18 protein-coding genes and 2 pseudogenes are annotated in these 24,455 nt (G+C 69.0%); 11 read left to right on the plus strand and 9 right to left on the minus strand.

The features are described 5' to 3' along the window. Window positions 1-661, plus strand: a pseudogene (locus ACLJK8_RS16475) (transposase); the annotation flags it as partial. A gap of 135 nt (window positions 662-796) precedes the next feature. Here ACLJK8_RS16475 and ACLJK8_RS16480 read toward each other — a convergent pair. The 5 genes from ACLJK8_RS16480 to ACLJK8_RS16500 form a co-directional block, all read right to left on the minus strand. Beyond that, a complete protein-coding gene (locus ACLJK8_RS16480) occupies window positions 797-967 on the minus strand; it encodes a hypothetical protein (RefSeq protein ID WP_413151439.1) in 171 nt (56 codons plus the stop codon). A 617-nt stretch (window positions 968-1,584) separates the two neighbouring features. After that, on the minus strand, window positions 1,585-2,685 hold the full coding sequence (locus ACLJK8_RS16485) for a phosphotransferase (RefSeq protein ID WP_413151440.1): 1,101 nt from the start codon (window positions 2,683-2,685) through the stop codon (window positions 1,585-1,587). Next, window positions 2,682-3,878, minus strand: a complete 1,197-nt coding sequence (locus tag ACLJK8_RS16490) for an acyl-CoA dehydrogenase family protein (protein ID WP_413151441.1) — start codon at window positions 3,876-3,878, stop codon at window positions 2,682-2,684. The genes ACLJK8_RS16485 and ACLJK8_RS16490 overlap by 4 nt, the downstream gene beginning before the upstream one ends. Before the next feature lie 11 nt (window positions 3,879-3,889). After that, on the minus strand, window positions 3,890-4,690 hold the full coding sequence (locus ACLJK8_RS16495; RefSeq protein ID WP_413151442.1) for an SDR family NAD(P)-dependent oxidoreductase: 801 nt from the start codon (window positions 4,688-4,690) through the stop codon (window positions 3,890-3,892). Between the two features lie 109 nt (window positions 4,691-4,799). Beyond that, a complete protein-coding gene (locus ACLJK8_RS16500) occupies window positions 4,800-7,436 on the minus strand; it encodes a LuxR C-terminal-related transcriptional regulator (RefSeq protein ID WP_413151443.1) in 2,637 nt (878 codons plus the stop codon). Between the two features lie 381 nt (window positions 7,437-7,817). Here ACLJK8_RS16500 and ACLJK8_RS16505 point away from each other — a divergent pair, with 381 nt between their 5' ends. The 5 genes from ACLJK8_RS16505 (at window position 7,818) to ACLJK8_RS16525 (ending at window position 12,671) form a co-directional block, all read left to right on the plus strand. Further along, entirely contained in the window at window positions 7,818-9,455 is a 1,638-nt protein-coding gene (locus tag ACLJK8_RS16505; RefSeq protein ID WP_413151444.1) for a fatty acid--CoA ligase, read from the plus strand. Window positions 9,456-9,631: 176 nt separating this feature from the next. Beyond that, window positions 9,632-9,940, plus strand: coding sequence for a DUF485 domain-containing protein (locus ACLJK8_RS16510; RefSeq protein WP_413151445.1), 309 nt, complete (start codon window positions 9,632-9,634; stop codon window positions 9,938-9,940). Further along, on the plus strand, window positions 9,937-11,598 hold the full coding sequence (gene actP / locus ACLJK8_RS16515; RefSeq protein WP_413151446.1) for a cation/acetate symporter ActP: 1,662 nt from the start codon (window positions 9,937-9,939) through the stop codon (window positions 11,596-11,598). Before ACLJK8_RS16510 ends, actP begins: the two co-directional genes overlap by 4 nt. Before the next feature lie 222 nt (window positions 11,599-11,820). Next, a complete protein-coding gene (locus ACLJK8_RS16520) occupies window positions 11,821-12,171 on the plus strand; it encodes an antitoxin Xre/MbcA/ParS toxin-binding domain-containing protein (protein WP_413151447.1) in 351 nt (116 codons plus the stop codon). Between the two features lie 5 nt (window positions 12,172-12,176). Further along, on the plus strand, window positions 12,177-12,671 hold the full coding sequence (locus tag ACLJK8_RS16525; RefSeq protein ID WP_413151448.1) for an RES family NAD+ phosphorylase: 495 nt from the start codon (window positions 12,177-12,179) through the stop codon (window positions 12,669-12,671). Between the two features lie 225 nt (window positions 12,672-12,896). Here the strand turns inward: ACLJK8_RS16525 and ACLJK8_RS16530 are convergent, their stop codons facing one another. After that, the gene (locus ACLJK8_RS16530; RefSeq protein ID WP_413151449.1) at window positions 12,897-13,121 is read right to left on the minus strand and encodes a hypothetical protein; all 225 of its coding nucleotides are present in this window, start codon (window positions 13,119-13,121) and stop codon (window positions 12,897-12,899) included. Window positions 13,122-13,137: 16 nt separating this feature from the next. After that, window positions 13,138-14,790, minus strand: coding sequence for an FAD-dependent monooxygenase (locus tag ACLJK8_RS16535; RefSeq protein WP_413151450.1), 1,653 nt, complete (start codon window positions 14,788-14,790; stop codon window positions 13,138-13,140). A gap of 107 nt (window positions 14,791-14,897) precedes the next feature. Between ACLJK8_RS16535 and ACLJK8_RS16540 the strand changes: the two genes are divergently transcribed. The 3 genes from ACLJK8_RS16540 to ACLJK8_RS16550 all read left to right on the plus strand — a co-directional run bounded on the left by ACLJK8_RS16540 (window position 14,898) and on the right by ACLJK8_RS16550 (window position 17,529). Further along, window positions 14,898-15,596: a helix-turn-helix transcriptional regulator gene (locus ACLJK8_RS16540; protein WP_413151451.1), complete on the plus strand. Its 699-nt coding sequence runs from the start codon at window positions 14,898-14,900 to the stop codon at window positions 15,594-15,596. A 205-nt stretch (window positions 15,597-15,801) separates the two neighbouring features. Then, complete coding sequence (locus tag ACLJK8_RS16545; RefSeq protein ID WP_413151452.1) at window positions 15,802-16,035, plus strand: hypothetical protein; 234 nt, start codon at window positions 15,802-15,804, stop codon at window positions 16,033-16,035. A gap of 3 nt (window positions 16,036-16,038) precedes the next feature. Next, window positions 16,039-17,529, plus strand: coding sequence for a sodium:solute symporter family transporter (locus tag ACLJK8_RS16550; RefSeq protein ID WP_413151453.1), 1,491 nt, complete (start codon window positions 16,039-16,041; stop codon window positions 17,527-17,529). A 129-nt stretch (window positions 17,530-17,658) separates the two neighbouring features. Here ACLJK8_RS16550 and ACLJK8_RS16555 read toward each other — a convergent pair whose 3' ends face one another. After that, the gene (locus tag ACLJK8_RS16555; RefSeq protein ID WP_413151454.1) at window positions 17,659-18,594 is read right to left on the minus strand and encodes a helix-turn-helix domain-containing protein; all 936 of its coding nucleotides are present in this window, start codon (window positions 18,592-18,594) and stop codon (window positions 17,659-17,661) included. 280 nt (window positions 18,595-18,874) lie between these two features. Between ACLJK8_RS16555 and ACLJK8_RS16560 the strand changes: the two genes are divergently transcribed. After that, a complete protein-coding gene (locus ACLJK8_RS16560) occupies window positions 18,875-20,632 on the plus strand; it encodes a hydantoinase B/oxoprolinase family protein (protein WP_413151455.1) in 1,758 nt (585 codons plus the stop codon). A gap of 26 nt (window positions 20,633-20,658) precedes the next feature. Then, entirely contained in the window at window positions 20,659-22,779 is a 2,121-nt protein-coding gene (locus ACLJK8_RS16565) for a hydantoinase/oxoprolinase family protein (RefSeq protein ID WP_413151456.1), read from the plus strand. A 336-nt stretch (window positions 22,780-23,115) separates the two neighbouring features. Here the strand turns inward: ACLJK8_RS16565 and ACLJK8_RS16570 are convergent. Then, window positions 23,116-24,388: pseudogene (locus ACLJK8_RS16570) on the minus strand (CaiB/BaiF CoA transferase family protein); the annotation flags it as partial. Window positions 24,389-24,455 lie beyond the last annotated feature (67 nt).

Here is a 24,455-nt window from a genome sequence, read left to right on the forward strand (position 1 = left end):
CGGCTGCGTCGCCAGGGCTTGCGCACCTCGACGGAGCGGGTGCGCCGCCTGATGCGGGAGAACGGCCTTCAGGCCACGACCCGCGTGGGCTGCCCTCGCGGGCCGCGCACTCATGACGGCACGATCATCCCGGAGGCCATCGACAGCATGCGGGGAACCGACATGACCGCTGCCTTCACCCTCGAGCACGGCCAGGTCGCCGTCTTCGTCGCCGTCGTCGACCACTGCTCGGCGGAATGCGTCGGCATTCATGCCGCGCTCCACGGCACCCGCCATGAGGCGCTGGAGCCGATCCGGCAAGGCGTGACCGAGCGCCTCGGTGGTGTCGGGAAGGGCGCGGCCTCGGCCCTCGCCATTCGCCACGATCACGGAAGCCAATACATGTCCCGCGATTTCCAGAAGGAGGATCGCCTGGCTCGGAGCTACGTCATCGCCAGCCTTCATCCGGGCGCCCGAGGGCAACGGCTGCGCCGAGCGGTTCATCCGGACGCTCAAGGAGAACCTGCTCTGGATCACGATCTTCCGGACCGTCGAGGAGCTCCGCCTCGCCCTGATCGACTTCCGGCGGACCTACAACGAAAACTGGCTGATCGAGCGGCACGGACACCGCTCGCCAGCCCAGTTCCGACGCGACCAGATGGACACGATCCCGCTGGCCGCATCGCAATCGGGTGTCTCAGGATCCGGGGGCGGTACAACGCCGCGCTCTCAGGAAGTCCGATCAGGGTACCATGGCCACCGGGCACGATGACGGCGACATAGTCGTCGAGGCCATTCCCGATCACCTCGGAAAGCTTCATCGGCTGCTTGAACCGGGAATGATACTTGGCGAAAGGACGACCTTCACCTCCGCGTCTTCCGAAGGCATGGCCCAGTATTCGAATTTCACCGGATTGCCCGACCCCGTCGCTACGTCGAAGGCGAAACCCGCCGTGTCGAGGTGGCACATCGGCAGCAGCATCTCCACCGGGTGTTTCCGGTCGAGAAGAACGTGCGGTTGTCCGTAAGCAGATAGCGCTCGTCCGCGCCGATCTTCAGCACCCTTTTTCCACCCGCGTAGGGAACAGGATAGTCGTCTCCGCTCAGATCCGTCTTGGGTGAGGTGACCGGCTCAGGGAATATTGTGACGGAAAGAACGCATCTCCTCTGCCGGATCGGGAGTCGGCTTCTTGCCGGAAACGCTCATCGCACATGATAACCTCGCTGAAGCTTGTTCGGACAGGAATTAACTTTACGGCTTCCCGGCGCCAGTGGGGGAGTTCCCTGACGATGGACCAGTGATTGGCGCCGATCTTGATCCGTGAAGGGCCGGATTTCCAACCCCCGCGCTCCTTGCGAGCCTGGTACACGGGCTGAATTGCCGCCACGGGGCGCCTGACCGCCGGCTCACCTGTACCTGCCGGTTCGGCATCCCAGGCGCGATCGCTGGTAGCGAGCGCTCCCGACAGCGCGACATGGCCCGTCATGACCGGTTCGAGATCGGCTGCGAGATCGTCGGAGGCGCCCGGAAAGGGCGCCGTGCGACGCGAACGGACCCCGCGGACATATCCAAGACTCATGTTCATGGAGATCGTCCGCTCCCCTTCAGGCGCTCGACGCGGCGTCGTGGCGCAGCGCGTATTGCCATCCGAGCTCCGCCAGCGGTCTCGCCTTCTTCCCGGTCTCGATGGCGTCGGCGGCGGCGGCGTTGCCGTCGCGCGCGCGACGGGCGATGCCCTGCATGATCGCGGCGAGTCGGAAGAGGTTGTAGGCGAGGTAGAAGTCCCAGTGATCGATCGGGCCGCCGCTGCTCTCCCTGGCATACCAGCCGACGTAGGTCCGCTCGTCGGGAATGCCGAGGGCGGCGAGGTCGAGACCGCCGATACCGCGCCAGAGCTCGGCCGGAATGTGCCAGCCGAGGCAATTGTAGGAGAAATCGGCCAGCGGATGACCGAGGGTCGAAAGCTCCCAGTCCAGAAGGCCGATCGCCCGAGGCTCGATCGGGTGGAAGACGAGGTTGTCGAGGCGGTAGTCGCCATGGACGAGCCGCGTCGCGTCTCCCGGCGGGACGTGCTCGGGGAGCCAGCCGGCGAGGGCGTCGAGGGCGTCGATGCGCTCCTCGCCTTCGCGATAGTCGCGGACCTGGCGGCCCCAGCGGTCGATCTGGCGGGCGAAGTAGTTGCCCACCCGGCCATAGTCGCCGAGTCCGACCGCTTCGTGATCGATCGAATGCAGGGCGGCGATCACCCGGTTCATTTCGCGGTAGATCGGCGCGCGATCCTCGCGCGCGAGACCGGGCAGCGACTGGTCCATGAGCACGCGGCCGTCGAGAAAATCCATGACGTAGAAGGGCGTGCCGACGATGCTCGCATCCTCCTCATAGAAATGAGCGGCGGGGACCGGCACGTCTGTCCCCCGCAGGGCGGCGATGACGCGGTATTCGCGGTCGATGGCATGCGCGGACTTGAGCAGCTGGCCCGGCGGCTTCTTGCGCAGGACATAGCGGCGCGAACCGGCGGTCAGCCGATAGGTCGGATTCGACTGGCCGCCGGTGAGGCGGGTGACCTCGAGCGGCCCGCGGCCGATCAGACCGCGGTCGCGCAGCAGCGCGGCGAGGGAGCCCGTGTCGAAGTCGCCCGTCGTCTCACCGGGGGCCGGCGTGGATGTGGGCGTGGATGTGGGCGCGGGCGTGGACGTCTTGGTCATGACCAGCTCCAGAAATCATCGCCTTCCTTCACCAGGAAGCGGGAGAGAACCATCTTGTGGACTTCCGACGCGCCATCGACGAGGCGTGCCTGGCGGGCGTAGCGGTAGATCCATTCGAGCGGGGTATCCTTCGAATAGCCACGAGCGCCGTTGAGCTGAATCGCAAGGTCGACGGCGGCGTGCAGCGTCTCGGAGACGACGACCTTGGCCATCGACACCTCCTTGCGGGCGAAGCCGCCCCGGTCGAGGGCCCAGGCGGCGCGCATGGTCAGCAGGCGGCCGATCTCGATCTGCATCGCGACCTCGCCGAGCTTGGTCCGCACGCTCTCCCGGTCGATCAGGCGGATGCCGCCGGATTCGCGGCGTTCGACATAGTCGCGGGCGATCGCGAGCGAGCGCTTGGCGAGGCCGAGCCAGCGCATGCAGTGGGTGAGCCGCGCGGTGCCGAGGCGGATCTGGGTCAGACGCAGGCCGTCGCCGACCTCCATCAGACGGTTCTCGTCGGGGATCTCGAGCCCGTCGAAGACGATCTCGCAGTGGCCGCCATGTTCCTCGGGACCCATGATCGGGATACGGCGGACGATCTCCCAGCCGGGCTGGTCCTTGTGGAACAGGAAGGCCGAGAGGCCGCGGCGCGGGTCGTCGGAGGTTCGGGCGATCAGGATGAAGTGCTCGGCCCCGTCGGCGCCGGAGATGAACCACTTGCGGCCGTGGACACGCCAGCCGTCACCGTGGCGTTCCGCGCGGGTCAGCATCATCGAGGGATCGGAGCCGGAGCCCGGGGCGGGTTCGGTCATCGCGAAGGCGGAGCGCACCTTCCCGTCGATGATGGGTTGCAGCCAGCGAGCCTTCTGGGCCTCGGTCGCGACCTTCTCGAGCACGATCATGTTGCCGTCATCGGGAGCGGAAGCGTTGAAACAGGCGGGGCCGAAGATGGAGTAGTTCATTTCCTCGTAGAGCGCGGCCATCCCGACCACCGGCAAACCGAGCCCGCCGCGGGCCCGGGGCATCTGCGGCGCCCAGAGCCCGGCGTCGCGGACCTTGTCGCGCAGGGAGGCGAGCACGGCCTCGGAGATGTTCTCGTGGTCGTCGCGGGCGCCGGGGTCGGCTTCGACGGGCAGGATATGCTCGCGAACGAAGGCGCGGACCTTGTCGCGGGTCTCCGCGATCTCGGGGGAAAGGGAAAAATCCATGGGGAGAACCTTCAGAGCGAGTTGATGCTGTGGCCGCCATCGACCGGGATCACGGTGCCGGTCATGAAGGCGGAGGCGTCGGAGGCGAGGAGCAGAAGCGGGCCGTCGAGGTCACGCGCCTGCCCGAGCCGGCGCTGGGGCACGCGACGGATGAGGGCCTGTCCGGGCTCGGATGCGAAGAACGCGCGGTTGATGCCGGTCTCGATATAACCCGGGGCGATCGCATTCACACGGATGCCGTGGCGGGCCCATTCGAGCGCCAGGGCCCGGGTGAGGTGGATAAGCCCGGCCTTGGCGGCGGCGTAGGCCGGCACCTGCTGGGAGACCCGCAGGCCGAGGATCGAGGCGATGTTGATGATGCCGCCGCCTTGGCCGGTGTCGCGCATCCGGCGGCCCGCGGACTGGGCGACGCGCCAGGCACCGGTCAAGTTGGTGTCGAGGACGCGGGACCAGTCCTCGCCGGTCACGTCGAATGCCGGAGCCGTGACGGCGATGCCGGCATTGTTGACGACGATGCCGACGGGGCCGAGCGCGGCCGACGCCGTGTCGAAGGCCGCCTCTATGGAGGCGGTGTCCTGAACGTCGAGCGCCACGACGGTGCCAGCGCCGCCCGCCGCCTCGATCTCGGCGAGAGCGGCCTCACCCTGTTCGAGACGCCGCCCGGCGAGCGCGACGCGGACCCCGGCACGGGCGAGCGTCCGCGCGATATCGCGGCCCAGACCGCTGAAGGCGCCGGTGACGAGCGCGGTCCGGCCCCGGAGATCGGGGAAGATCGCCGCCTGACCGGCCTGGTCGGTGAGAGTTCCGTCCATTGTTTCCATCCCTTGTCTGGGGCGCATCCCGGCCCCGGTGACGTGACATCTGGAGGAAGCGCCGCGAGTTGGCCCCTATCCAAGGGTTGGGTCCGTGGAAACAGGGCGATCAGATCAGGCCAAGCTGGCGGGCGCGGTGGACGGCCGCGGTGCGGCCATTGACTTCGAGCTTCTGGTAGATGTTGTGGACGTGCCATTTCGTGGTGCCAACCGAGATGCCGAAGGCCTCGGCGATCTCGCGGTTCCGACGACCCTCGGCCAGCAGGCGGAGAACGCCATTCTCGGCGTCCGTCAGAAGATCCTCCGCGGTCGCGTCGGCGGTGGCGGCGGCGGGCGCGTCGATGCCGCGAAGGCCGCGCAGGAACCCGCGGGCGTGAGGTGAGGTCTCGGCGATCGCCTCGAGCAGCGCGATCGCCTCCCGCCCCTCGTCGAGCAGCGGGCGGATGAAGCCCGCCGGAACCGCCAGCGCCGCGGCCTCGGCCATCAGGCGGGCCGCGCGCCCCGGGTCGCCGCGCGTGGCGGCGACCCGGGCGCGCAGCGCGAGCGGCTCGATCAGCGCGCCCAGGCCACCGTCCTGGCGGGACGCCTGTTCCAGCTCGCCGAGGATGGCGTCGGCGGCCTGGGCACGGCCTTCGGCGAGGAGCAGCCGGGCTTCGACCAGGCGCTCGCGGCTTGTCGGCGGGACGGATTCGGCGGAACGGCCGACAAGGCGGCGAGCCGCGGCCGGATCTCCGTCGCGCACCGCGAAGTCGGCGGCGGTCACGTCGATCTGCCGGCGGTGGCGCGGACTTTCGAGGTGCTCGGCGATCTCGCGGGCGGAGGCGAGGAAATCCAGCGCGGCGGCGCCGTCGCCCTGGGCATGCACGATGCGCGCGAGCTGGCGTTGGCCGAGGCAGACATAGACGGACTGGCCCAGGGCTTTGGCGAGCGCGATCCCCTGCTCGGTCTCGGCGCGCGCGCGGGCGAGCGCGTTCGCGTCGTAGAGGAACTGGCCGAGGCGGATGCGCAGCAGACCGGCGGCGGCGCCCGCGCGGTCGCCGGCGGCGGCATCCTCCCGCAACGCCGCCTCGGCGAGCTTGCTGGCCTCGCGGAGATCGCCTCTCGCGTGGTGGAGGAGGGCGAGATCGCCCGTCGCCTCCAGCCGGACCATCGGGTTGCCGAGGGCGTCGGCGAGCTTCGCCGCTTCGCGGAGCGTCTCCATCGCCGGCTTGCGCGCGCCGGAGAGGCGCTGCGCGGTGCCGAGAAGATACCGCGACAGGGGGCGATAGTAGGAGGCGGAGCCCTCGAGCCGGTCGTACGCGGCGCGGGCGAGGGTCTCGGCGTCGGCGAGCCGGCCGCGGTTGATCGCCAGGAAGGCACGAAACGCGAGAAGCGGGCCGGAGGCCGCCGTGTCCGTGGCGGTATCGAGGTCCGCGAAGGTCTCCGCCGCGCCGACGCGGCCGCGCATGTAGAGGAGCCAGGCCTTGTAGCCGGCGAGGTCGGACTCGCCGCGGACGAGCGCGTCGGGGAGCAGGTCGAGCCAGCTCAGGATGGCGGCGAACTCGCCGGCGGAGAGGGCGCCGTCGACATGGTCCCGGACGAGCGCGGCGGCTCTGTCCGCGTCGCCGGCCAAGGCTGCGTGACGGATCGCCTCGCCCGGGGGGCCGTTCGCGGCGAACCAGTCGGCGGCCCGGCGATGGAGACGCGGTCGCTCGGTGGCGGGAAGGCGGCTCAGCAGAAAATCGCGGAAGAGGTCATGGTAGCGGAACCAGGCGTCGCGGTCATCGAGGTTGACGAGGAACAGCCCCGCGCGGCGCAGGCGGTCGATCATCGCCTGGCTATCATCGCGCTCGAGGAGCGCGTCGCACAGGGAAAAGGAGAAGCGGTCGAGCAGCGCCGTCGCGCTCAGGAAGTGGCGGATATCGGGACTCTGGCTCTCGAAGACTTCCCCCGCGAGATAGCCGGCGACGAAGCGGTGCTGGCCATCGAAGGCGACGAGGCTGGCGGCGTCGGCCGGGTGGTCGCGGTCTCGCAGCCAGAGAGCGGCCATCTGGAGACCGGCGACCCAGCCCTCGGCGCGGGCCTCGAGCGCGCGGGCTCCGCGGGTGTCAATCGGAGCGGCCATGGTCTCGATGAGGAAGGTCTCGCCCTCGTCGGCGGTGAAGCGCAGGTCAGCCGGTCCGATCTCGGTCAGCCGACCGGCGACGCGCCAACGCGCGAGCGGCAGGTCGGGCTTGGCGCGCCCGACGATCACCGCGTCCAGTCCGGGCGGCAGATGCTCGAGGGCATAGGCGAGGAGAGCCCGGGTCTCCGCCGTGGTCACATGGTGATGATCCTCGAAGAGGAAGGTCCAGCGGCCGCCGGCCTCCGCCAGCTCGTTCAGCATCGAGACGAGGATGGTGCGCGCCTCGACCGCAGGAACCTGACGGAGCAGCCAGGCCGCGGTCGCGCAGCGGTCGGGCTCGACGGCGCGGATCCCCTCGATCCATTGACCCAGAAACGTGAGGGGATCGTCGCTGTCCTCTTCCAAGGCCAGCCAGGCGACGCGTGCGACGGTACCGGTCGCCGCGAGCCAGCCGGCGAGGAGCGTGGTCTTGCCGAAGCCCGCGGGGGCGGCGACGACGGTGACCTGCCGGCGGGCGTCGAGGGCGGCGTAGAGGCGCTGGCGCGGCAGGTGGCGCGCCGGCGGTACCGGCACGCCGACACGGGCTCTGGCGAACTCGCGCCGGAGCGCGTCGGCTGAGCGCGGTCGCTCGGTCGCGGGCATGGTTCCTCTCCGCCCCGGGTCTGCTCTTGGCTCGGGGGCGAGCATGACCGCGTCCCCGCGACTTGTCGAGCCAGCGGGCCGGATGAGCGCCTCCATCCTTTCGCAAGGGCGGCGGGAGGCGGCCGTCGCCTATCTGGGCGACGGAGATGAAACGGGAGCGCGACATGGGACGGCTTGGACAGGGGACAGGCTGGCTGGCGCATCTGGTCGGGCGCGAGATGACCACCGCCTCAGAGACATCTCTTCATGCTGACGAGCGCCGAGGAGGCCGCCCGGCATCCGCGCGGCTTTCTCGACGAGCCTACCCTTTGATCGGCGACCGCGCCCGGCCCCGCGCCGTACCAGCATCACAACGACGACGCACCCCACGGGAGGACCGACATGACCGCAAGCCTCATTCATCACACGCCGTCCGCCTATCGCTGCCCGCTCCTGATCCGGCGGCTTCTCGAATCGGGCGTGCGCCGGGCACCGGAGCAGGAGATCGTCTACGCGGGGCACCGGCGGCTGACCTACCTGGAGCTGGAGAAGCGCGTCGCACGGCTCGCGGGCGGCCTGACGGCGCTCGGCATCGCGCCAGGCGACACGGTGGCTGTTCTGGACTGGGACAGCAACCGCTACCTCGAGTGCTTCTTCGGGGTGCCGATGATGGGCGCGGTGCTGCATACCATCAACATCCGGCTCTCGCCCGAGCAGATCCTCTACACGATCAACCACGCCAAGGACGACGCGATCCTCGTCAACGCCGAGTTCCTTCCGGTGCTCGAGTCGATATGGGATCGGGTGGAGGGAAATCCGACGCTCGTCCTGCTCGACGACGGCGACATGCCGACCGATACGACGTTGCCCATCGTGACCGAGTACGAGGCGATGCTCGCAGCCGCGGCGGAGGGTTTCGACTTCCCCGAGCTCGACGAGAACACCCGCGCCACGACCTTCTACACGACCGGCACCACCGGACTGCCGAAGGGCGTCTACTTCAGTCACCGCCAGCTCGTGATCCACACGCTGAGCGTCGCCGGCGAGTTCGGCGGCGTCGGCCACGGCCGGTTCAATCCGACCGACGTCTACATGCCGATCACCCCGATGTTCCACGTCCATGCCTGGGGCTTTCCCTACATCGCCACGATGATCGGCGCGAAACAGGTCTATCCCGGCAAGCTCGCCCCCGACACGCTGCTCGAGCTGATCGACCGCGAGAAGGTGACGTTCTCGCACTGTGTCCCGACGATCCTGCGCATGGTGATGTCGCATCCGAAGGCCGCGGAGGTGGATCTCCGGGGCTGGAAGGTCATCATCGGCGGCGCCGCCCTGCCACGGGCACTCTGCCGGGAGGCGCTGGAACGGGGGATCGACCCGTTCACCGGCTATGGCATGTCCGAGACCTGCCCGATCATCGCGGTCGCGCATCTGAAGCCCGAATGGGAAGGTCTCGGCATCGACGAGCAGGTCGAGATCCGTTGCCGCACCGGCCGGCCGATCCGCAACATGGAACTCCGCATCGTCGACGAGGAGATGCGCGACGTGCCCCATGACGGGGTGGCGCAGGGGGAAATCGTGGTCCGCGCGCCCTGGCTGACCCAGGGCTACCTCAACGACCCGGAGGGGTCCGAACGGCTCTGGGCCGGCGGATGGCTCCACACCGGCGATATCGCGGTGATCGGCGAGGACGGCTACGTTCGGATCACCGACCGCCTCAAGGACGTGATCAAGACCGGCGGCGAATGGGTCTCCTCGATCGAACTCGAGGACCTGATCCTGAAGGTGCCCGGCATCTCCGAGGTGGCGGTGATCGGCGTTCCGGATCCGAAATGGACCGAACGGCCCATGGCGGTGATCTCGATCCGCGACGGCGTGGAACTGGACGAGGACGTGGTCCGCGAGACGTTGCGGGACTTCGCCGCGCGGGGCCTCATCTCGCGCTTCGCGGTGCCGGATCGCGTCGTGATCGTCGAGGAACTCCCTAAGACGAGCGTCGGCAAGCTCGACAAGAAGCGGCTGCGGCGGATGTTCCTCTGAACCGCGAGGGTCCGCCCCCGAACTGAACTCCCCCACGTCACGCTCCTCCTTCCCGGGCGCCGACCACATCGGCTCGCTCCGCTCACCCGCGCCCATGCCCTGCCTCCGATCACGGCGAGGGCCGTGGCCCGGCCTTGTTCCGAAGAAACGACATCCAACAACATGAGGAAATCCCGATGACCAACGACCAATACGAACGCGTCGGCCGCGATCCGGAATTTGTCCGGATCGCGGCGGCGCGCGGCCGCCTTGCCTGGCTGCTCTTCGCCGTCACGATGGCGATCTTCCTGTTTCTGCTGGTCCTCGTCGCATTCTTCCCGGGCGTGCTCGCCACGCCGCTGGGTGCCGGACGCGTGACCACCGTGGCCTGGCCCCTCGGAGCGGCCGCGATCGTGATCCCCTGGCTCTGCACGGTCGTCTATGTCCGCCGCGCCAATGCCGATGGCGTCGCGATGAACAACGTCGTCCGGAGGGTGCTCGCATGACCGGCCGCCGTATCCTCCCGGCCGCGCTCGCGGCGCTTCCCGCCCCCGCCTTCGCCGAGGCCATCGCGGGCGGCACAAGGCAGCCGCTGAACCTGACCGCGATCGCGATCTTTCTCGCCTTCGTGGTCGCAACCCTCGGCATCACCAGATGGGCGGCCGCGAGAAGCCGCTCGGCGTCGGACTTCCTGACCGCCGGCGGCGGCATCTCGGGTTTCCAGAACGGGCTCGCGGTCGCCGGCGACTACATGTCGGCCTCGACGCTGCTCGGGGTGACGAGCCTGATCTTCCTCCGCGGATACGACGGTTTCGTCTACGCGATCGCCTTCTTCATCGGCTGGCCCGTGCTCCTGTTCCTGATGGCCGAGCGCCTGCGAAATCTCGGCCGCTTCACCTTCGCCGACATCGTCTCGTACCGGCTCGACCCGCGTGCCATGCGCATCCTGTCCGCGACCGGCGGGCTGATCGTGGTCTTCTTCTACCTGATCGTGCAGATGGTCGGCGCGGGTGAACTGATCCAGCTTCTGTTCGGGCTCGACTACAACTACGCCGTGGTTATCGTCGGCATCCTGATGACGGTCTATGTCGCCTTCGGCGGCATGATCGCGACGACCTGGGTGCAGATCATCAAGGCCACCCTCCTCCTCGCCGGCGGTACCCTGCTCGCCGCGCTCGCCTGGTCGCATTTCGGCTTCAGCTTCGAGCGCCTCGCCGCGGCCGCCGTCGCCACGCACAAGGACGGCGCGGCGATCATGGCACCCGGGACATTGATGAAGGACCCGATCTCGGCGATCTCGCTCGCACTCGGCGCCTGTTTCGGGCTGCTCGGAATGCCGCATATCCTGATGCGGTTCTTCACGGTCCCCGACGCGGTCGAGGCCCGAAAGAGCGCCGTCTACGCGGCGGGATTCGTCGGCTACTTCTTCCTGCTCGTCTGCATCCTCGGCTTCGCCGGAATCGCCATCGTCGGAACCGACCCGGCCTTCTTCGAGGGCGGCGATCTCGCCGGCAAGCTCCTCGGTGGCGACAACATGGTGGCGCTGCATCTCGCGAACGCCGTCGGCGGCGACCTCCTGCTCGGCTTCCTCTCGGCGGTCGCCTTCGCCACGATCCTCGCGGTCGTGTCGGGCCTCGCACTCGCCGGCGCGGCGGCGGTCAGTCACGACCTCTACAGCAACGTGATCAAGCGCGGCGAGGCATCGGAAGCGTCGGAGATCCGTGTGACGAAGCTCGCGACCGTGGGCATCGGAATCGTCGCGGTGATCCTCGGCATCCTGTTCAAGGGCCAGAACCTGGCCTTTCTCGTCGCGCTCGCCTTCGGCATCGCCGCGTCGTCGAACTTCCCGGTGCTGATACTCTCGATGTACTGGAAGGGTCTCACCACCCGAGGCGCGGTGGCTGGCGGCCTGTCCGGCCTTGTCTCCGCGGTGACACTCGTCGTCCTCGGACCGGCGGTATGGCAGACCGTGCTTGGGCACGACACGGCGATCTTCCCCTGGGACAATCCGGCGCTCTTCTCCATGCCAACGGCCTTCCTGGTCGCCTATGTGGTATCGAAGCTCGACCATGGCCCCCGGGCGAAAGCCGAAGCCGAGGCTTTCGACCAGCAGTACGTCCGCGCCCAGACTGGTCTCGACGCCGCCGCCGCCGTCGCCCACTGATCGTGCCGGTGACGTCCGGAACGAGGTGTCGCCGGCATGGCCGATGGTTCGGCGACACCTCGTGGCGGGGATGGCCATCGGGGCGGCGGTCATGGCGGAGTTGGAAGGGCGCAAGTGGCCTCGCGCTCTTCCTTGGGCCGCCGGCGGATCGCTCTGGTTCGTTCGTGGTCTTGATTGCCACTCCGATTGACATCATGTTCGTCAATCGGAGTGGAGGCGTGGATGAGCCTTGAGAGTTTCGCTGAAGGTGGACAGTTCGCCCCCGGCCGGATCGCCGAGGCGCTGCGCACGACCATGGACGAAGTCGCGCGGACCGTGGGTCTCGGCCGGGACGCCGTGATGCGGCCGGATCGGGTTGCGAGCCCCAGAACGCAGAAGCGGCTGCGCGAGATGGTCGAGATCCTGAACCGGGTCGAACCCCGCTTCGGCTCGGCCCTGATCGCCTATGCCTGGTTCCGGTCCGAGCCCCTCGCGGGATTCGACGGCCTGACCGCGATGCAGCTCGTGCGCGATGGCCGGGCGTCGGAGGTCATGGACTATATCGACGCGGTCGACGCTGGCGTGCACGCCTGATCCGCATGCGCTTCGAAGGCCTCCTCTATCGCGCCCTCAATCCGGTATGGGCGCGCGATCCGCTGTCGGGCGAGGGTGCCCGGCGGCATGGCGGGCGCTTCAATCCGAAAGGCATGCCGGCGCTCTACACGTCCTTGTCGATCATGACCGCGATCCGGGAGGCCAACCAGATCGGAACGCTGCAACCCACGACGCTCGTCGCCTATCGTGGCGACCTGGAACCGGTATTCGATGCGACGAACCTGGATGCGGCGCGGGAGTATGGGTTTGGCCCCGCGGATCTTGGCGGGGATGGCTGGCGCGTCAGGATGCGGGACGATGGCAAGGCGCCGACGCAGCTTCTCGCCGAGCGTCTGATCGCCGCCGGATATGTCGGCCTGCGGGTCCGAAGCTTCGCCAGGGGAGCGGGGGATGCCGATCTGAATCTGGTGCTCTGGCGATGGAGCGACGCCGCGCCGGCGCGTCTGGTCCTCGTCGATGACGAACGGCGCCTCGGATGAGGCGCGGAGATGATTGACGGGAGACCGGTCGAAGAACCCGGATCGGCGCTCCGGATCACCCCGGACATTCCGCGCGCGGATCACCTCGTGGGAAAAGCTGAGGTTCGCGAGGCGATCGCGAGCGGCGGTGAATTCACCACGCGGCTCCACCCGCGGGGCATGTGCTACGCCTCCGCCTCCCCGCGCGGGAGCCAGGGACGGAGGCTCCCTTGGCCGGCGGGCGACCTATGGTCCCGGAGCGGTTCGGGCCGGGTTGCTCGGGCTCCGCGTCGGCGCCTCGAGGTTCCGGGCGGCGCTTTCGATCAGCGCCACCGCCCGGGCGGCGTCTCCGAGTTCGCGGGCGAGGAGCAGCGCCGCCTTGGCGAGAAACTTCTCGGCCTCCGGGCCGGCGGCGTCCACCCCGAGCGCCAGCGCCTCATAGATCGTTTCGACATCACGCGCGGTCATCATCTCAAGCCTCCGCATCTCAGGCCTCCACGGTCACGGGACGAAAGGTGAGGAGGGCCAGGGCTTCCGCCACCGCCCCGGCGCTGGCATCGGTCCAGCGCGCCGCCACATGGCGGTCGGGCCGGACGAGCCAGGCCGCGCGCGGCCCCGCGGCGAGCACCGCGGCCGCCTCGGACCCGGGCGGGAGGCAAACGACCGCCGGCGCGTCCGGCAGATCCCGGACCGCCGCGGCCAGCGCCTCGTCGAAGCAGACGAGCGCGAAGCCGGTGCCCAGCCGGTCGGACAGATGGCCGCCCGCGACCCGCGCGTCGGGGAGCGCGGCGCCAACACCGACATCGACACCGACATTGACACCGGCGCCGCCCGCATGGCCCGGATCATCCGGCAGCACCGCCGGGCTGTCGGCATAGGTGAAGGGCGTCATCTGCCGCGGATTGGCGAGTTGCCCGGCGAAGGGATGGTCGAGCGCGAGCGACAGCGCCGCGTCGCGCATCAGCGCCCAGCCGCGGGTCGGCGGCGTCATGAAGCGGGCGCTCTTCGAGGCATTGGCGAAGACATCGAGCGTCGCGCCGCGCCGCTCGGGGGTGTAGCTGTCGAGGAGCGCCTCGCCGGCCCGGCCGTTCAGCACCCAGGCCAGTTTCCAGCCGATGTTCTGGGCGTCGGCCAGACCGTTGTTGAGGCCGCGCACCCCGAAGATCGGCACGATATGGGCGCTGTCGCCGATGAAGAACACCCGGCCGTGGCGGTAGTCGTCGAGAAGAAGGGTGTTGGCCGAATAGACGCTCCACCATTCGAGCTCCCAGTCGCCGGTCTCGCCGAGGTCGGAGAGCACGGCGGCGACACTCGCCCGGACGCTCTCCTCCCTCAGCGCCTCCGCCTCGTCCTCGCCATCGGCGAGCTGGTAGTCGATGCGCCAGATGTCGTCGGGCTGGCGATGCACGAGCACCGTGCCGCCAGGCCGGCAGGCCGGATCGAAGAGCGCCCGGCGGATCGTCGGGTAGTCATGGGCCATGCGGATGTCGGCGATGACATAGCGGCCCTCATAGTTCTCACCCTTCAGCCGCAGGCCCTTCATCCGCCGGATCGGACTGCGGGCGCCGTCGGCGGCGAGCAGCCAGTCGGCGCGGAAGGTGTAGGTCTCCCGCGGGTCGCGGACGGTCAGCGTGACGCCGTCGTCGGCCTCGGCGATGCCGGTGACCTCGCTCCGCCAGCGCGTCTCGATCAGGGGCTCGCGCGTGATCGCCTCCCACAGATACTGCTCGATGTACTGCTGCTGGAGGTTGTACATCGGCCGGTACTTCTCGGACGGGCTGTCCGGCATCGCGAATTCGAGGATCTGGGTGCCGCGGTAGAAGCTGCGGCCCGTCGTCCAGCCGAGAGCCTTGTCGAGGAAGGGCGCGACGGCGCCGACGCTCTCGAGGATGTGGAAGCTCGAGCGGGCGATGCAGATCGCCCGGCTGCCGTCGTTGAAGCTGTCCTTGTTGTCGAGGAGCACCGAGGCCACCCCCTCGCGGGCGAGGGTGAGCGCGGCGACCATGCCGACCGGCCCGGCGCCGACGATGGCGACCCGGGCGGGCGCGGTCAGCCGTCTTCGCGCGGCACCCGCGGGCGCGTCGAAACGCGGATAGCTGAAGTAGAGGGAGTCGTTCGCAGCGCGGCCTTCGGGTCGCATTCCCGGTTCCTCCGGTTGTGGCTCTCGGTTGACACAAGGTTTACCGCGGTCGTGCCTTCCCGTATGTCCCCCGCAATGGTGGACAGGATCTTCTGGCGCGAGGCGCGATGTCGCTGGCCGGCTATGCCCTGATCGAGGCCTGCCTCGCGGCCGGGGACCGCGAGACCTTCGCCGCGCGCTTCCTCGAACTCGCCGAATGGATCCGCGCCGATCAGCTCATGGTCTTCGACTTCGCGGGAGAGGCGCCCGCCTGCCTGCTCTCGCGCAACTTCGGCCAGCGCCGGCTCGGCGGCCTCCTGGCCGCGCGCTACGTCGAGGACGGGTATCGCCACGATCCGCTGCCGCCGATCCTCGCCGCCGTGCCCGAGGGCGAGATCCGGCTTTGCCGCATGGCGGACTTCGAGCAGGCCATGGCGGCGGACTATCGGGCGGTCTTCTTCGATCGCCCCGGCCTCGCCGGCAAGACCGCGCTCCTCGCCGCCGGACGCCAGCGTCGGCTCATGATCAATTTCTACCATGTCCACCCCCCGGAAGCCGAGGACGACGACCTCCTCCGCCTCGCCGCCCGCCTCCTGCTCATCCATTTCGACGCGCCGGGCGATTCCGGCTATCCCGCGCCGCTGACCGCTCTCAGCGAGCGCGAGCGCGCCGTCTGCCTCGGCATCCTCGGCGGCCAGAAGGCCGAGGTGATCGCGGGAAACCTCGGTGTCTCGCCAGCCACCGTCGTCACCTACCGCCGGCGTGCCTATGAGAAACTCGGCATCAACGCCCGCGCCGAGCTCTTCGCCATCTGCCAGCCGACGTGACATGAGACCCGGCCGGTCGCCGGGTCCCGAGTCGGCGCATGGGTGAAGACCTCATGGAGTTTCGCCCGCCCCGGCCGGGAATGGCCTGCCAGCGATCCCGCCCCGCTTCGACGGCGGCCTGTCCCACATTCCGGGGGACATACGGCGAGGCCGCGGTCGCGGTAGATCTCCGCGTCGATCCACAGCGAAAACCGGAGGAAACCCGATGCCGAACGGCCACCGAGCGCGACTCTGGACGCGCGTCGTCCTGACCCTGCTGCTCTTCGCCCCCGCGCCGATCGTCGCGGCGCGACCCTCGCTCGCGCCCTGGCTCGCCGATGACTGGGCCGGCCTTCCCGCCGCGTCCTGGACAGGCACAGCCTATCTCCTGCTCTTCGTCGGCCTGACCATGAGCTTCGCGCGCGTGGCCCGCGAGGCCGCCGCCGGAACGGAGGACTGAGCCGTGAGCGTCAGCATCATCGCCTTCCTCGCGACCATCGTCGTCACCCTCGCCATCACCGTCTGGGCGGCGCGGCGCATCACCGGCAAGGGCTCGCTCTACAATGCCGGCGGCGAGATCACCGGCACCCAGAACGGCCTCGCCATCTCGGGGGACTTCCTGTCGGCGACCACGCTCCTCGGCACCACCGCGCTCTTCTATACGACCGGGACCGACACGCTCATCTACTGGCTCGCGCCCCTGGCGGGTTTCGGCCTCATGCTGCTTCTCATCGCCGGGCCATTGCGGCGGCTCGGGCAGTATACCCTCGGCGACGTCATGGTGGCGAAGCTCGGCGACGAGCGGCTCAGGGTCTTCGCCGGCGGTAGCGCCGTCGTCATCGCGCTCATCTACCTGATCGCGCAGATGGTCGGGGCCGGCGCGCTGATCTCGGTCCTCTTCGGCCTCTCCTTCACCACCGCGGTCATCACCGTGGGCTTCCTCGTCGCCCTCTACGTCGCCTTCGGCGGCATGCTCGCCGCCACCTGGGTGCAGATCGTCAAGGCGGTGCTGCTCGTCGCCGCCGTGCTTCTCATCTCCTTCCTGGCGATCAAGGGCACCGGCGGGCTGAGCGGGCTCTATGCCCGGGTCGCCGAGGTGCATCCGGCCGGCACGCGGATCTTCGCCGCCGGCGGCTTCGAGATGGACCTCTTCTCGGTCGCCTCGCTCTCGGCCGGCTTCATGCTCGGGATGATGGGCCTGCCGCATCTCCTGATCCGGCTCTTCACCGTGCCGAACGAGGTCGAAGCGCGAAAGTCGATCGTGGTCGCGGTCGGGATCATCGGCGGCGTCTTCGCCCTGCTCTTCCTCGTCGTCGGCCCGGCGGCCATCGCCTATGTGCTGCCCGACCCCGCGTTCCTCACCGCGGAGGGCAAGCTGATCGGCGGCGGCAACATGGCGGTGCTGCATCTCTCCAGCGCGCTCGGCGGCGCCCCGTTCTTCGGCGTGATGGCCGGCATCGCCTTCGCGACGATCCTGGCGGTGGTCGCCGGCCTGACGATCTCGGCGGCCTCGGCCACGTCGCACGACCTCGCGACCTTCGCGCTCCGTGGCCGCGAGATGACCGACAAGGCCGAGACGCGGATATTCCGCCTGGCGACGCTCGCGGTGGCGGCCATCTCGGTGCTGCTCGCCATCGCCTTCCAGGCCGAGAACGTCGCCTTCCTCGCGGCGCTCGCCTTCGCGGTGGCCGCGAGCACCAACTTCCCGGTGCTGATCCTCGCACTCTACTGGCGGGGCACGACCGCGGTCGGCGCCATGGCCGGCGGTTTCGCCGGGCTCGTCGCCTCGGTGGCGCTGATCGTCCTCGGGCCGTCGGTCTGGGTGAAGATCCTCGGCCATGCCGCGCCGGTCTTCCCCTCCGACTATCCGACGCTGGTGACCGCCCCGCTCGCCTTCCTGGTCGCCATCGCGGTGTCGCTTACCACCCGCGATCCCCTCGCGACGACGAGCTAGCCCAACCCCGCCCTCCCCTCCCCCCGTGCCGGGTCCTCCTGCTTGACGGGCAGGAGGATCTTCGCCCTCGCATGTCCCGCTGAGGATCGAGACCCGCCGGCGGTGGCAGCCCTGCCGGGCCGGGCCGGCTCAACCTGTTCCCGGGCCGGGCTTCGAGGTGCCGTTGTGCTGGCGATAGGTGGAGGGGGTGAGGTCGAAGGCCTGCTTGAAGAGTCGGGAGAACTGTGCCTGGTCGGAGAACCCGAAGCGGTAGGCGATCTCCGAAATGGCGGTCATGCCAGGCACGCACAGCGCATCGCGGGCGGCGACAAGCCTCGCCTCGCGGATCTGCCGTGCGACCGTGGTGTTCATCTCGCGATAAAGGGCGTGGAGGTAGCGGGTCGAGATCCCGCAGGCCGCGGCGAGCAGGCCGGGCGACAGGTCGGGATTCGCGAGATTGGTCCGGATGAAGCCTTCCGCGCGCCGGAGATGGGCCGCCCGCACCGCCGAGATCGAGCTGGACGCCGCGCGCGGGTCGTTCGCGATGGTAAGCCCCAGAAGCTCGAGCAGCTGACGGCCGATGACGGTCCGGACCACATCATCGGTGGTCGCCGCGTCGGCAAGCGCCTGGCCGAGCATCGTTGCGAAGAGCCGGCCAACTCCCCCGCTCGCGTCGAACTCGTGTTGCGCGACGCGATCTGGCGGGCCGATCCGTTCCGCGAGCGCCCGGGCGCCGACCTTCATGACCAGGAGGTCGTTCGGCGCATCATACTGGAAGAGGTACGGCTCGTGGCCGCGCTCGAGCAGGAAGGCGCCAGGCAGGCAGCGAACCGTATGGCCGAGCTGGCTGAATTCGACCGGCGAGACGATCGGAACCGTGATCAGATATTCCTCGTCGCTGGTCGCGACGATGTGGCGTGGTTCCCGCCGGTAGCTGACCGGCGCCGATCGCAGTCGCGACAGCGATAGCTCACCGAGCGCCGCCTGCGAAAGATCGCCGCTGAACTCCGCCGGTTCCGTAATGTCGATAGTCAGAGGAAAATAGGCGTTCGTGACCCTGCGCCGCCACTCCTCGGCCTTCTCCATCGGCCAACGATCCGGCGCCTCCTCGCGCAAGCTCCGCTCCCCGCCAACGACCCTTCCCGCGGCAATCTAGCAAGGCCGTCGGGAACGCGCAACGAACCCCTCGTTTGTGCGCTGGCCGCACAACGATCGTGCGCCCATCGACAAGACGGACGGCCATGCGATCGGGCATTCTGCCTGCCAGCAACCGGGGCTGGGCACTCCGCGAGGGCACCTCGAATTCGGGTTCTCCCCGTGCCCGCCCGGCAATCCTGAAAACACGTGAAGAAGGAGGAGACGCAGAATGGCTGCCAAGAACGTCGATCCGATCACCCTGACGGTGGTTCGAGGCGTGCTGGAGACGACCCAGCGCGAGATGACACTGACGCTCGAGAAAACCGCGCGATCGAGCGTGTTCAACCTCGCGCACGATTATTCGACGGCGCTCTTCAACCACACGCCCGAGATGATCCTGCAGGGCCAGGACATCCCGATCCACCTCGGCTCGCTCATCCCGGCGATGAAGGCGGTGGCCGGCTTCTTCGAGGGCGACATCAACGAGGGCGACCTCATCCTCCACAACGACCCCGACTACGCCGGCAGCCACATCATCGACACCTGCATGTACTACCCCGTCTTCTACAAGGGGGAGCTGGTGTTCTGGACCGTCTGCAAGGGGCACCTGACCGACATCGGCGGCCCGGTGCCGGCGGGCTACAACCCCGAGGCGAAGGAGATCTACGCCGAGGGACTTCGCATCCCGCCGGTGAAGATCTGGGAGAAGGGCAAGCCGCGCAAGGACGTGATGAACCTCCTGCTCACCAACATGCGCGCGCGCCGCGACCAGGAGGGCGATTTCAACGCCCTTGTCGGCGCCTGCCACGTCGGCGCCCGCAACCTGATCGCGCTCCTCGACAAGTACGGCCTGGAAACGGTTCAGGACTGCATCGAGACGCTGCTCGACATGGCCGACAGGCACATGCGCAAGCTGATCGCCAAGGTGCCGGACGGCAGCTACTCCGGGACCGCGATCCTCGAGGACGCCGGCCATGGCTTCGGCGACTTCGAGATCTCCGCCCGGGTGACGATCAAGGGCGAGACCTGCCATATCGCGATCTCGTCGCCGCCGCAGGTGCCCTACTTCATCAACTCCTACGAGGGCAATTCGTACTCGGGCGTCTATCTCGGGCTGATGATGTTCGCCCAGTTGCCGCCGCCCTACAACGAGGGTCTCTACCGCTGCGTGACGGTGGACATGGGGCCGAAGGGCACGCTCTGCAACGCGCGCGAGCCGGCCCCGCACATGAACTGCACCACCACGCCGATGGAGACCCTGACCGACGCCGTGCGTCTCGCCTTCGAGCAGGCGTCGCCGGACAACGTCTCGGCGAGCTGGGGTCATGCCAACGGCTGCAACATCGCCGGCTGGGACAAGCGGCACGACGAGGAGTACGTGACCATGGTGCTCGCCTCGATCATCTCGGGCGCCGGCGCCACCAACGGCCAGGACGGCTGGCATGTCCGCGGACCGGAGTGCTGTTTCGGTGCGCTGACCTCGGGCGACATCGAGATGCTCGAGCATTCCTACCCGATCATCATCCACCGGTACTCGATGATGGAGGACTCGGGCGGCGCGGGCAAATTCCGCGGCGGCTCCGGCGCCTGCTGGGAGGTCGAGCCGCTCGACGCGCCGATGACGCTGGTGACGTTCGGCGAGGGCCGGCGTATCCCGGCCATGGGCGCGGCGGGCGCGCGCTCAAACCTGATCGGGCCGAAGGTCGGGCGGCTCGAGATCACCCGCGGCGGCGAGACCACGATCGTCACCGAGAACGTGATCGAGACCATCCAGCCGGGTGAGCGCGCGGCGAACAAGAATCCCGGCGGCGGCGGCTTCGGCGATCCGTTCGAGCGCGACGTCGTCCGTGTGGTGGAGGATGTGCGCGACGGCCTCGTTTCGCTCGAAGGGGCCCGGGTCGACTACGGCGTGGTCATCACCGACCGCGAGACGCTGGTCGTCGACGAGGCCGCCACCGCCGCGGCGCGCGCCGCCGCCGCCGCCTGACAACGCCCGCAGAGGAGCACGAAACCATGGGTACGCAATATCGCCTGGGCATCGACGCCGGCGGCACGTTCACCGACTTCATCCTTTCCGAAGAGGGAGTTGGAGTCCGTATCTTCAAGACGCTCTCCACCCCGTCCGATCCCACCAAGGCCATCGAGAACGGGCTCGCGCTGATCACGGAGGAGACCGGGATCAGCGCGGAGGAGATCGTCTCGAATTCCGATCTCTGCATCAACGGCACCACCGTGGGGCTCAACGCGCTGATCACCCACACCGGCGCGAAGACGGGGCTCATCGCCACCCGCGGCCATGAGGACTCGATCGAGATCCGCCTCGGCCACAAGGAGGACGGCTTCCGCTACGATCCGCACTATCCGCCGGCGACGATGCTGGTGCCGCGCCATCTGCGGCGGGGCATCGACGAGCGGGTTCTGTCGAACGGCTCGGTCCGCACACCGCTGAACGAGGAGGACGTGCGCGCCGCCTGCCGGTACTTCCTGAAGGAGGGAGTCCAGTCGGTCGCGATCTCGTTCGTGTGGTCGGTGCTCCACCCCGGGCACGAGCGGCGCGCCGCCGAGATCGTGCGCGAGATGATGCCCGAGGTGAAGCTGACGGTGGGCTCGGACCTCTATCCGCAGGTGCGCGAGTACACCCGCACCTCGACCGCGATCGTCAACGCCTACCTCGCGCCGATCCTCGAGCGCTACGTCTCGGCGGTCGACGCCTACTTCCGCGAGCTCGGCTCGCGGCATCCGGTGCGCTACTTCCAGTCGAACGGCGGGCTCGCGCTCGGCAAGATGGTCGCGGAGCAGTCGGTTTACGCCATCAACTCCGGGCCGGCCTCGGCGCCGCAGGCCGCGCTCTATGTCGCGGAGCCCTGGGGCGAGAAGAACATCATCACCGTGGACATGGGGGGCACCTCGTTCGACATCACGCTGACCCGTGACGGCCAGGCCAACGTCAGCAAGAACATCGACTTCCTGCGTTACCGGATTGGAATCCCTATGGTACAGGTCGAGACCCTTGGCGCCGGCGGCGGGTCGATCGGCTGGATCGACTCGATGGGGCTGATGCAGATGGGGCCGCAGTCGGCCGGCTCCGAGCCCGGCCCGGCCTGCTACGGTCGCGGCGGCGAGAACCCGACGACGACCGACGCCAACGTCGTGCTCGGCTACCTCAGCCCGGCCGGCCTCGTCGGCGGCCGGCTGCCGCTCGACCGGACGAAGGCGGAGGCGGCGATCGCCTCCAAACTGGCCGAACCGCTCGGCATCGAGCTGCGCAAGGCGGCCTACGGCATGTTCACCGTGGTCAACAACAACATGGTCAACGCCATCCGCCGCGTCTCGGTGGAGCGCGGCTACGACCCGCGCGACTTCGTCCTGATGGGCGCCGGCGGGGCGACCGGCTCGCATATCACGGCCCTCGCGCGGGAGATGGGCATCCGCAAGGTGCTCTTCTCGAAGCTCGCCTCGGGGCTCTGCGCCTACGGCCAGATCCTGTCGGACGTGAAGTACAACTACATGGCCCCGGCCACGGTGCGCCTCGAGGGCGCGGAGGTGGCGGCGCGCCTCGACCGGCTCTTCAACGAACTCGAGGATCGCGGCCGCGCCGACCTGTCGGAGGACGGCTTCGGCGAGGAGCGGACCTCCATCCGCCGCCACCTCGACATGCGCTACGTCGGCCAGGTGCATGAGTGCACGGTCGAGATCGACATCTTCGAGGTGACGGAGGACTCCCTCGAGGCGATCAAGGCGGCGTTCCACGAACGGCACAGGCAGCTCTACACCTACGCCGAGCCGAACAGCGCCGTGGAGGTCGTCAACGTCGAGAGCGTCGTCACGGGCCACGTCGACAAGCCCGCCCAGATGAGCAGCCCCGCCGGGATCGGCGCCGCGTCCGCGATCCGGGAAAGACGCGACATGGTCTTCGCCGCCGATGGCGGCACCACGCTTACCCCGGTCTACGACGGGGCGAAGCTCGGCGCCGGTGACGAGCTCACTGGCCCCGCGGTGATCGAGGAGATCACGACCACCATCGTGATCGAGCCGGGCTGGACCGCCCACCTCCACGACTCCGGCGTCTACGTGATCACCGCCGATGCCGCGCCGGCGCCGAAGTCGGCCGTGGCCGAGGCAGCCATGGCCTGATCTCCCGCCCGGCGGCCGGGCCTCCGGAATACCCTGCCGGCGTGGTCGAACCCGGGGGAAGCTCTGGCTCGGAAACCGCGGCGGGAAGGAGGGCCTGGGTCCTCCAACCGCCCGGTCCCCGCCGGCGCCCGAATGGGTCGCTCGCGGCTGACGATAGCCCGGTGATCCGTGTACTCGGCGATGTTACCACCTTCTCTCGCTCCAGGGCGTGTCGAAGGAACCCCTTTCTCCAGAGCAGTTGGCTCGCGCGCGCTCCGCCGGAAATCCGGCGGGCGCTTTTCCGTTCGCGGGGCGCGCGCTCCGGGATCAGGCGCCGGACGCTTCGGCCGCGTCGAGTTCGGCGAGGATCTCCGCGGCATGTTCCCCGAGCCGGGGCGAGCGGCGCCGCAGATCCAGCGGCGCGTCGGACAGGACGATGGGCGTGCGCACGCCGGGGACGCCCTGCGGTGCGATCCGCATGCCGCGCAGCCGGACCTGCGGGTCGTCGAAGACGTCGGCGACGCTGTTGATCGGCCCGGCCGGAACGCCCTCGGCCTCCAGCGCTGCCAGGAGCGCGTCCCGTCGCCAGGAGANTGCCGCGCAGCCGGACCTGCGGGTCGTCGAAGACGTCGGCGACGCTGTTGATCGGCCCGGCCGGAACGCCCTCGGCCTCCAGCGCTGCCAGGAGCGCGTCCCGTCGCCAGGAGAGGATGGGGCCGGTCAGCGCGGCCACGAGCTCCGCGCGATTGGCGACGCGGACAGCGTTGGTGGTGAAACGCGGATCGCTTGCGAGCGATCCGCGGCCGAGCACGCGCGCCAGCCTGCCGAACTGGCCGTCGTTGCCGGCGGTGATGATGATGTATCCGTCCTCGACGGCGAAGACCTGATAGGGCGCGATGTTGGGATGGGCGTTGCCGAGGCGGCGCGGCGTGGCGTCGGACACGAGATAGTTCATCGCCTGGTTGGCGAGAACGCCGGTGATGCTGTCGAGCAGCGCCATGTCGACATGCTGGCCAACTCCCGTGCGCTCGCGCTGCCACAGCGCGGCCTGGATGCCGATCACGCCGTAAAGCCCGGTGAAGATGTCGACGAAGGCCACCCCGATCTTCTGTGGCGTACCGTCCGGCTCGCCGGTCAGGTCCATGATGCCGCCCATGCCCTGGATCATGAAATCGTATCCGGCCCGCTTCGCATACGGGCCGCTCTGCCCGAAGCCGGTGACCGAGCAATAGACAAGGCGGGGATTGATCTCGCGCAGGCTCGCGTAGTCGAGGCCGTATTTCGCCAGCCCCCCGACCTTGAAATTCTCTATCACGATGTCGGCCCGCCGCGCGAGGCGCCGCACCAGCTCGCGCCCCTCCTCGGTGCCGAAGTCGGCGGTGATCGAACGCTTGCCGCGGTTGCACGCGTGGAAATAGGCGGCGGAGCTTTCGCCCTCGACGTCGATGAACGGTGGCCCCCAGCCGCGGGTGTCGTCGCCCCGCGGGCTCTCGACCTTGATCACGTCCGCCCCGAGATCCGCGAGCGTCTGGCCGATCCAGGGGCCGGCGAGGATACGGGCGAGCTCGACGACCCTCAGCCCCGACAGGGGTGCCTCGGGCGGGCCGGATACGGGGGGTATGGCGGGCATGGGCGGTCTCCGGGAAAGGATTGCCCCGCGCGTGCCGACGCGGGGGCCGTTCGGTCGGCGCGCGCGC

This window comes from Amaricoccus sp. W119 (assembly GCF_047275745.1).
Lineage (GTDB): Bacteria > Pseudomonadota > Alphaproteobacteria > Rhodobacterales > Rhodobacteraceae > Amaricoccus.

Excerpts from the sequence above, each read along its gene's own strand:
- ACLJK8_RS16500 (WP_413151443.1), bottom strand. The coding sequence starts at position 7,436 with ATGCCCGCGACCGAGCGACCGCGCTCAGCCGACGCGCTCCGGCGCGAG.
- ACLJK8_RS16565 (WP_413151456.1), top strand. The coding sequence starts at position 20,659 with ATGGGTACGCAATATCGCCTGGGCATCGACGCCGGCGGCACGTTCACC.
- actP (WP_413151446.1), top strand. The coding sequence starts at position 9,937 with ATGACCGGCCGCCGTATCCTCCCGGCCGCGCTCGCGGCGCTTCCCGCC.
- ACLJK8_RS16555 (WP_413151454.1), bottom strand. The coding sequence starts at position 18,594 with ATGGAGAAGGCCGAGGAGTGGCGGCGCAGGGTCACGAACGCCTATTTT.
- ACLJK8_RS16505 (WP_413151444.1), top strand. The coding sequence starts at position 7,818 with ATGACCGCAAGCCTCATTCATCACACGCCGTCCGCCTATCGCTGCCCG.
- ACLJK8_RS16530 (WP_413151449.1), bottom strand. The coding sequence starts at position 13,121 with ATGATGACCGCGCGTGATGTCGAAACGATCTATGAGGCGCTGGCGCTC.
- ACLJK8_RS16545 (WP_413151452.1), top strand. The coding sequence starts at position 15,802 with ATGCCGAACGGCCACCGAGCGCGACTCTGGACGCGCGTCGTCCTGACC.
- ACLJK8_RS16490 (WP_413151441.1), bottom strand. The coding sequence starts at position 3,878 with ATGGATTTTTCCCTTTCCCCCGAGATCGCGGAGACCCGCGACAAGGTC.
- ACLJK8_RS16540 (WP_413151451.1), top strand. The coding sequence starts at position 14,898 with ATGTCGCTGGCCGGCTATGCCCTGATCGAGGCCTGCCTCGCGGCCGGG.
- ACLJK8_RS16485 (WP_413151440.1), bottom strand. The coding sequence starts at position 2,685 with ATGACCAAGACGTCCACGCCCGCGCCCACATCCACGCCCACATCCACG.
- ACLJK8_RS16560 (WP_413151455.1), top strand. The coding sequence starts at position 18,875 with ATGGCTGCCAAGAACGTCGATCCGATCACCCTGACGGTGGTTCGAGGC.
- ACLJK8_RS16525 (WP_413151448.1), top strand. The coding sequence starts at position 12,177 with ATGCGCTTCGAAGGCCTCCTCTATCGCGCCCTCAATCCGGTATGGGCG.
- ACLJK8_RS16495 (WP_413151442.1), bottom strand. The coding sequence starts at position 4,690 with ATGGACGGAACTCTCACCGACCAGGCCGGTCAGGCGGCGATCTTCCCC.
- ACLJK8_RS16535 (WP_413151450.1), bottom strand. The coding sequence starts at position 14,790 with ATGCGACCCGAAGGCCGCGCTGCGAACGACTCCCTCTACTTCAGCTAT.
- ACLJK8_RS16510 (WP_413151445.1), top strand. The coding sequence starts at position 9,632 with ATGACCAACGACCAATACGAACGCGTCGGCCGCGATCCGGAATTTGTC.
- ACLJK8_RS16520 (WP_413151447.1), top strand. The coding sequence starts at position 11,821 with ATGAGCCTTGAGAGTTTCGCTGAAGGTGGACAGTTCGCCCCCGGCCGG.